At 53.9% G+C, this 7,566-nt stretch carries 9 protein-coding genes; 6 read left to right on the top strand and 3 right to left on the bottom strand.

The features are described from left to right. The first annotated feature begins 128 nt into the window (after window positions 1-128). The 4 genes from JRF57_14985 (at window position 129) to JRF57_15000 (ending at window position 2,859) form a co-directional block, all read left to right on the top strand. Window positions 129-458 (top strand): hypothetical protein, encoded by a 330-nt coding sequence (locus tag JRF57_14985; protein ID MBW2305006.1) that lies wholly within the window; start codon window positions 129-131, stop codon window positions 456-458. A gap of 345 nt (window positions 459-803) precedes the next feature. Next, entirely contained in the window at window positions 804-1,238 is a 435-nt protein-coding gene (locus tag JRF57_14990; protein MBW2305007.1) for a universal stress protein, read from the top strand. Between the two features lie 254 nt (window positions 1,239-1,492). Continuing rightward, entirely contained in the window at window positions 1,493-2,344 is an 852-nt protein-coding gene (locus JRF57_14995) for a 3-hydroxybutyryl-CoA dehydrogenase (protein ID MBW2305008.1), read from the top strand. 146 nt (window positions 2,345-2,490) lie between these two features. Further along, a complete protein-coding gene (locus JRF57_15000) occupies window positions 2,491-2,859 on the top strand; it encodes a response regulator (protein MBW2305009.1) in 369 nt (122 codons plus the stop codon). 101 nt (window positions 2,860-2,960) lie between these two features. On the opposite strand, the gene JRF57_15005 is transcribed toward JRF57_15000, so the two are convergent. From JRF57_15005 to thrC, 3 genes are read right to left on the bottom strand one after another with little or no spacing between them, the layout of a single operon-like run. Continuing rightward, a complete protein-coding gene (locus JRF57_15005) occupies window positions 2,961-3,434 on the bottom strand; it encodes a 23S rRNA (pseudouridine(1915)-N(3))-methyltransferase RlmH (protein ID MBW2305010.1) in 474 nt (157 codons plus the stop codon). Next, window positions 3,421-3,906, bottom strand: a complete 486-nt coding sequence (locus JRF57_15010) for a low molecular weight protein arginine phosphatase (protein ID MBW2305011.1) — start codon at window positions 3,904-3,906, stop codon at window positions 3,421-3,423. The genes JRF57_15005 and JRF57_15010 overlap by 14 nt, the downstream gene beginning before the upstream one ends. 41 nt (window positions 3,907-3,947) lie before the next feature. After that, window positions 3,948-5,450 (bottom strand): threonine synthase, encoded by a 1,503-nt coding sequence (thrC, locus tag JRF57_15015; protein MBW2305012.1) that lies wholly within the window; start codon window positions 5,448-5,450, stop codon window positions 3,948-3,950. A 243-nt stretch (window positions 5,451-5,693) separates the two neighbouring features. Here thrC and JRF57_15020 point away from each other — a divergent pair, with 243 nt between their 5' ends. Then, window positions 5,694-6,695 (top strand): KpsF/GutQ family sugar-phosphate isomerase, encoded by a 1,002-nt coding sequence (locus tag JRF57_15020; GenBank protein MBW2305013.1) that lies wholly within the window; start codon window positions 5,694-5,696, stop codon window positions 6,693-6,695. Then, a partial coding sequence (locus tag JRF57_15025; GenBank protein ID MBW2305014.1) for a dihydrodipicolinate synthase family protein occupies window positions 6,658-7,566 on the top strand: 909 nt, incomplete at its 3' end. The genes JRF57_15020 and JRF57_15025, both read left to right, overlap by 38 nt.

Consider the following 7,566-nt stretch of genomic DNA (forward strand, 5'->3'; position numbering starts at 1 on the left):
CAGACAGGTCAGGCTCAAATTTTAATCCTCGAAATACTTCAATGTATTCCTGCGGTTAAAATTTTCGCCTTCCTTGACCTTGCACAAATTTTCTCATTTATGGATGGACACTACTTAAGGGAGTAATCATGGAAGACCAGGAAAAAGAAAAGAAGGCCCTTCACCAGAGGGGGCCGGAACTCGGGGAGATCTTGCAGTGGAACAGGGAAGCTCTTACCGGAAAGTATCGATCCCAAGTCATGGATCTGCTCGGCCTCACGGAGTTGGAAATCTGGACCATAACGGGGTGCCCGGTTGACCACGGCCTTCTGGAGGCCCTGATCGCAGTCGTGATGGAGGCCTCCCGCCGGGATCTTAAGGAGGAAATCCTCAGCGCTCGTATCCGCCGCCTGGGCCGAGAGGCCATAGCCATTGCACGACTCGTACCCAGCTTGGGCAATCTGCTCGGAGACGGTTGATTTTATCGCGGTTATGGTATAAATCTTGACTGTGGCACCATGGGGCATCCGGTTCCTTTTTCCTTAAATCCCGATTTCTCACTCGAACCCAGGACCCCTTGAATCCTTGAACCCTATTATAAACCTAGATTGAACGTTTCAAATTCCGGCGATACTTCTTTTGCCTTGGTATTAGAGTTGAACCATTGCGAAAGCATTTTTCCCGATTACCCGGGTGGAGGGCCTTAGACTCAGATGAGTTTTGTTTTTCTGCCAAAATTTGAAACCCTCAGCGATTCTCGATTTTACCTGATCTTCGGCTGAAGGCGCAGGTTTCTCCCATTCCCAGATTGGGACATTAATATTATGGCCATTAAAAAGATCGCTTGTTGCGTTGATTTTTCCGACCATGCTGCTCAGGCCTTTGAACAGGCTCTGGAAATCGCGGAAAGATTTCAGGCCAAGCTGTACCTGGTGCACGTACTGCCCCCTGTAGTGAACCCTGTCCTGTCCGATCTGGAGCTGGACTGGCCCACAGAACCGAAAAAATCCCTGATCCTGAAGATTGAAGAAAAGATGGCGCGGGAATACGGGGCCAAGATCAACCCCAAGGTCACATCCCGTATCGTGGTCATGGACGGGCATGTATCATCCGAGATCATAACCTTCCTGGAGGAAAAGGACATCGACCTGGTGATCGTGGGTTCTTACGGGGCTTCGGGAATGGGCCTGGTTGTCTTCGGCAGCGTAGCCAATCGGATCGCCAGAAAGGCTCCTTGTTCGGTCATGATCGTTCGCTAGGTGCCATCTCGAACCGAATCCTGTGTGTCCCCGGTCCGGTATCCACCGACGGTAGCAAAAATCAGCGGTCCCGCGCCATACTCGATATCTACTCGCCGAGATCGGCCTTTTATTTCCCCGAAAGGCCCAGGCCATGCCGGGACCCCGATAAAGACCCGGTTCCCGCATTTCTTGTCTATTTTTCCAATTGAGAATCCGGCCTGAATCAGGCTTCGACATTTCAATTCATACCCTGAACAGCAAGGAGGAATGCCATGAAAATCAATGTGTTAGGTGTTATCGGGGCGGGCCAAATGGGGTCCGGAATTGCACAGGTTGCAGCCGCAAGTGGGCTTTCAGTGGTTATGAGCGATATCAAAGATGAATACCTGGAAAGGGGTTTTACAGCCATTGAGTCCAGTCTCGGACGGATGGTAAAAAAAGGGAAGATTACGGAGGATGAGCAAAAAACCTTTCTGGGCAGGATCGAGGGAACAACCTCCATCTCCGACATGTCGAAGTGCGACTTCGTCGTGGAGGCCGCCACTGAGGACGAGTCCCTGAAATTGAATATTTTCAGCCAATTGGATGAATATTGTCGAAAAGAGGTCGTTCTTTCAAGCAATACATCCTCCATTTCCATCACCAAGATCGCCGGGGCTACCCAGAGGCCGGAGAAGATCATCGGGATGCATTTCATGAATCCCGTCCCCATGATGAAACTCGTGGAAATTATCCGGGGCCTGGCCACCTCGGAAGAGACCTATACCACCACCAGGGACCTGGCCGTTCTCCTGGGGAAAACCCCTGTTCCCGCAAACGATTTCCCGGGTTTTATCGCCAACCGCATTCTCATGCCCATGATCAACGAGGCGGTTTACGCCCTTTACGAGGGCGTCGGTACCGCCAAGGACATCGATGAAATCATGAAACTGGGAATGAACCATCCCATGGGACCCCTGGCCCTGGCGGATCTTATCGGCCTGGATACCTGTCTCGCTATCATGAAGGTGCTCCATTCGGGTTTCGGGGACCCCAAGTACCGCCCCTGCCCCCTCCTCATCAAATATGTGGATGCGGGCTGGTTGGGAAGAAAGGCGGGAAGGGGTTTTTATGAGTATTCATAAGCCAAACCGCAATCATTTTCCCGGCAAAGATCGTCCGGGGGGATCAATTCCTAAAACAACCGCCCGCCTTTTGGGGAGAAATTCCATTTGCCCGCAGGAAAGATTTATGGTATCTTGGGGCAGTCTAATGCCAGGGAGAAAATGCTATGGCCAAAATATTAATCGTTGACGATGAAGAGCACATTCGGTTTCTCTATTCCGAAGAACTGACAGAGGCGGGGTACGAAGTAATCACCGCCGAGAGCGGATACAAGCTGCTCGAAAAAATAGAGAAGGAAAAACCCGACCTGGTTGTGCTCGACATCAAGATGGTGGATTACAACGGGCTTGATCTTCTCCAGGATATTCGGAATAAGTTTTACAACTTACCCGTTGTACTATGTACGGCTTACGACACCTTTAAAGAGGATATGAAGTCCATCGCTGCGGATTTTTACGTGATCAAGTCATTTGACCTGACGGAGCTCAAGAACAAAATCGCCATGGCCCTGGAAGCAGGTCCCACAGCAAAGTAGATTTTTCAAGATTTCTTCCGACTTATGGAGTATACTCCTTCCCGGGTAGGGGAAGGGAATATTGCAGAGTAAACGATCGAAGCCCGCTCATGCGGGCTTTATTACTTGTGATACTTCTCGCCCCTGATGATAGTCAATGCTCTGTAGATCTGCTCAAGGAGGAGAAGGCGAGTCATCTCATGGGTAAAGGTCAACCTCGAAAGAGAGAGAGTCATATTGGATCGTTCCAGGATTTCCCGGGAAAGGCCCAGAGGGCTGCCCGTGATAAAACAAATCGACCCCCGCACTTCCGAGGACAAGCGGTCAAGCCACCGCGCAAGCTCTTCGGAGTCAAAAACCTTTCCACATCGGTCCAGCGCCACTGAATAGTCCGCCGGCCTCACCCTGCGAAGGATTTCTCTCCCCTCCAACTCAAGCACATCCGCCTCAGGCCTGCCCTTCGTGATCCTGACCGGCCTTACTTCGATCCATTCCAGGCGGGCGTAACGCCGTATACGGTCCTGAAACAGGGTCTCCCCTTCCCTGAGAAAGGGGGCCCGGGTTCGATCGACCACAATCATTTTAATCCTGAGCATGGAGGCCATTCTTTGGAGAGGAGAAGAGTTTTTCGGCCAGAAGTCTGACGGCCTTCTCGATCTGGGCTTGGGCCAGCCGGTAATGGTATTGGGTCTTTCCAAAAGGATCGATGATTTCATCTCCTTTCGGACCGAGGACGGCATACTCCAGGAAGAGTTTCGTCTTCCCCGCGGCCCAGGGCCATCTCGATTCGATCATTTGAAGATGCACCGTCTCCATGACGAGAATCAAGTCGGCCCATCTGACGTCCTTCTCGTTTATCAACCTGGCCTCATGGTCTCCGGCCTCGATGTCCTTCTCGCGAAGGTATTCGATCATGACCGGGTCCCCGGGGATACCGGGCCGGGTGTCAAGTCCGGCCGACGCCACGAAAAACCCTTCCATTCCTCGACTTTCCAATTCCCGGCGAAGGAGCCTTTCGGCCAGGAAGCTTCTGCTCACGTTTCCGGTACATACGAAAAGGATGTTCATCCGCTTTCCAAAAACCTCAGGGCCAAAGGCCCCTGAAGTGCCTATCTTTCCTCGAGATCCAGAATGGATGCGATTTCCGCAGCCATTGCCTCCACGAATCGCTTCATGTCGTCCCCCTCAAGGGGTTTTCCCGGTTCAGGGTACCTGTCGATGCCCTCCGGCGTGATGAGCCGGGGAGCATTTTTTAAATCCGCCCGGGGTTTCACGCCGAATTCCGGGGGAAAGGTGTCGTTAAAATACATCTCCTGAAAACCTATGAATTTCAACATATGGGCGGTGGAATCGATAATGCCTACCTCCTCCGGGTGGACCAGGCCTTCTTTGACCGCTTTCATGAAACCGGCCAAAGACTCCCCTCCCTGGGTGCAGGCGATATTGCCGTTGCGGTTTGCCAGAATCATGGCATCCATGATCTCCTGTTCCGTCACCTGGACCACGAATACGCGCTTCTCACCATACCGTCCGTTGTATTCCCTCACGATCTCGATGACCCTGGGCATAGAGACCGGGTTTCCGATCATGGCCGCCTGGGCCACGCTCGGGCTGACGTTTACGGGTTCAAACCGCCTCAGCTCTTCCCTCTCCTCCAGGTAGTAGCGGTACACGGGATCGGCATGTTCCGATTGAACACCGATGATCTTCGGGAGTTCACGAATAATGCCGGCCTTGAAAAACTTCAGGAATCCCCGCATCACGGCCGTGATGTTCCCCGCGTTTCCTATGGGCAGGACGACCACCTTGTCGCCCGTCTCGTAGTCCAGGTCCTGGGCGATTTCAAAGGAAAAAGATTCCTGCCCCAGGATGCGCCAGCCGTTCTTGGAATTCAGGAGTGCCACGTGATAATGCTCAGCAAGGGACTCGACCACCTTCATGCAATCGTCAAAAACGCCCGGTATCTCAAGAACAGTGGCCCCACTGCCCAGGGGCTGGGAGAGTTGCTGGGGGGTCACCTTGCCATGGGGAAGCAAGACCACGGAACGGAGATAGTCCTTCAGGTATGCCCCATAAAGGGCGGCCGATGCCGAGGTGTCACCCGTGGAAGCGCAAATGGCCAGGAGGTTCCGAATTTTTTTTATATCCACGTAATAGTTGATGAAGCTCAGGGCACAGGCCATCCCGCGGTCCTTGAAGGAGGCGCTCGGATTGAGGCCGTCGTTCTTGAAAAAGAAATCCCGGCCCGCCATCTCTTTCATTCGGGTATTGGCCCGAACGAGTGGAGTGTGTCCTTCGCCTAAGTAAACGATCCGATCAAGGGGGATCACTGGAGCGATGAACTCATAATATCTGAAAACCCCCTTGAGGGCCTGGTGGTTCAGCATCTTCCTGTAATCAAAGAGCCGCCGCCAGCGTGATCCACCGAATTCCTCCAAGGTGCCGGAGTTCCGATCCTCGATAAGCAACACACTCCCGCAACCGGGGCAGGTGTAGAGGAGACGGTCGATACCATGTTCCTCCCCGCATCCCAGGCACCTGTAAAACAGATTCCCGTCTGGTTCGGGGATGATATGAGGCCGGATATCCTCAGGAAATTCTTCGATTTTCATGGAGTTCTCCTCTCAAACCCTGAAGTGATTGGATGTCTTATGCCACAAAGAACCTGGGCCGTCAACGAGGGAGAGTCAGGATCATCGATTCGGGGAAACCACGAAAATTCTTGACATGGAAAGTACTTCCTGTTCCTATTACTTGAACCCAAATTATGCGTGAAGGTCTGTCCCGGGGTGCTTGAGGCGCTCTTACTCCGGCGGGTCGTTGGTACTTGATATGAGGAGAGGGACTATCCGTCAATGGTCATTGAACAGGCAAAAGATGTCCTCAAGATCGAGGCCCAGGCCATCCTGGACCTGATCGACCGTGTAGGTCCCGAGTTTGAAAAGGCGGCGGCCATGATCCTTGAATCCAAAGGCCGTGTCATCCTCACCGGCATGGGCAAGTCCGGGTTGGTCGCCCGTAAGATTTCCGCCACCCTGAACAGCACCGGGACACCATCCCTGTTTCTCCACCCGGCGGAGGCCATCCATGGAGACCTTGGCATGGTCACCGCAGATGATATCGTACTCGCCATATCCCACAGCGGACAGACGGTGGAACTCAACGCCATCCTCCCACTTATCCGGAGCATGGGGGCCAAGATTATATCCTTCGTAGGAGACCTCCATTCCCCCCTGGCATCCGCCAGCGACATCGCCATAGACGTGGCCGTCGAACGAGAGGCCTGCCCCATGGGCCTGGCCCCCACAGCCAGCACCACGGCGGCCCTGGCCATGGGAGACGCCTTGGCCGTTGTCCTCATCAATTCCAAGCGCTTCAGCCAGAAGGACTTCAAGAAATTCCACCCGGGTGGAAACCTGGGTGAAAGGCTCGCCGTCAAGGTGAGGGAAGTCATGTTCACCGACGATCACATCCCCAGAGTTTCCATGGACACTACGGTCCGGGAAGCCCTCCGGGAAATTGACGACAAGGGCATAGGCGCCACCCTGGTGGTGGACGGAGAGGACAAGCTGAAGGGGATTATCACCGACGGAGATCTCAGGAGGGCCTTGCTCAAGAATGAACGGATCCAGGATCTCCGGGTGGAGGAAGTCATGTCACCGTCTCCCCGGACCATTGAAGAGGATCAAACGGCCGCGGAGGCCCTGGGGATTATGGAGCTATACGGGATTACCCACCTATGCATTGTGGACCGGCGCAACCGACTGAAAGGAGTGGTTCACTTGCATGATCTGCTCGGGAGAGAGGAATTCAGACTCAATGGAGCCCTTAACATTGCCGCGGGGACTCATCCTTAATCTCATCACCCCCTTTGACAGGGAAGGAAGGATTGACGGCCGGGGACTTGGCCGCCTCCTCGACAGGACTCTTCCTTACGTCCAGGGGGTGTTCATCGCCAGTCCCTTTATCGGGGAAGGGCGTTACATGGATCCCGGTCTCAGGGAAGAACTCCTGGCAAAGGTGCTGGTGGTGGTCCGGAGCAAGGTCCCGGTCCTGGCCTGGATCACCCAGGCGGAAGAAAAGGGCACGCTGGAAACGCTCCGGGGATTCGAAAAACAGCTCGTTTCCCGAAGATACGATGGACACGTCTACTGGGTCGATGCTCCCCTTTATTACCACAGCAACAGGGGCCTGCCCGATCATTACAGGGAACTGGTCTCCCACGCAAAAAGGCCTTTCATCCTGCTGAACGATCCGGCACTGCCACAGGAACTGGGAAAACCCCTCAAGAGAAACAACATCCGAACCGCTATCCTGAAGGAACTGGGCAATATTCCGGAGATTAAAGGGCTGATCTTTTTGGGCTCCCTGGACCGGGCCAATAATTACCAAAGGGCCGTAAAGGGCAGGACTGATTTCCGATTCTACGACGGGGACGAGGTCCGATTTCTGAGTTATCCAAGCCGAAGCGGCATCATTTCGGCCGGTGCCAACCTGGCTCCACGGGCATGGCGAAGGATTACCTTCTCCTCCCTCAACCTGATCGAAAGTGACCGCACCTACCCTGATCAACTCGGCCAGATCTGGGAAATGGGAGATTACCTCCGCTCCCTCCTGGATCTCTATGAGGACAGGCCCGTGCCTATGATCAAGCGTATCTTGAGGGATATGGGCATCATAGAGACGGCCGCAGGCACTCCTCCAGGGGAACAGGACCTTGGGGACGCC

This window comes from Deltaproteobacteria bacterium (genome assembly GCA_019310525.1).
Taxonomy (GTDB): Bacteria; Desulfobacterota; DSM-4660; order Desulfatiglandales; family HGW-15; genus JAFDEE01.

Excerpts from the sequence above, each read along its gene's own strand:
- JRF57_14995 (MBW2305008.1), top strand. The coding sequence starts at position 1,493 with ATGAAAATCAATGTGTTAGGTGTTATCGGGGCGGGCCAAATGGGGTCC.
- thrC (MBW2305012.1), bottom strand. The coding sequence starts at position 5,450 with ATGAAAATCGAAGAATTTCCTGAGGATATCCGGCCTCATATCATCCCC.
- JRF57_14985 (MBW2305006.1), top strand. The coding sequence starts at position 129 with ATGGAAGACCAGGAAAAAGAAAAGAAGGCCCTTCACCAGAGGGGGCCG.
- JRF57_15000 (MBW2305009.1), top strand. The coding sequence starts at position 2,491 with ATGGCCAAAATATTAATCGTTGACGATGAAGAGCACATTCGGTTTCTC.
- JRF57_15010 (MBW2305011.1), bottom strand. The coding sequence starts at position 3,906 with ATGAACATCCTTTTCGTATGTACCGGAAACGTGAGCAGAAGCTTCCTG.
- JRF57_15020 (MBW2305013.1), top strand. The coding sequence starts at position 5,694 with ATGGTCATTGAACAGGCAAAAGATGTCCTCAAGATCGAGGCCCAGGCC.
- JRF57_15005 (MBW2305010.1), bottom strand. The coding sequence starts at position 3,434 with ATGCTCAGGATTAAAATGATTGTGGTCGATCGAACCCGGGCCCCCTTT.
- JRF57_14990 (MBW2305007.1), top strand. The coding sequence starts at position 804 with ATGGCCATTAAAAAGATCGCTTGTTGCGTTGATTTTTCCGACCATGCT.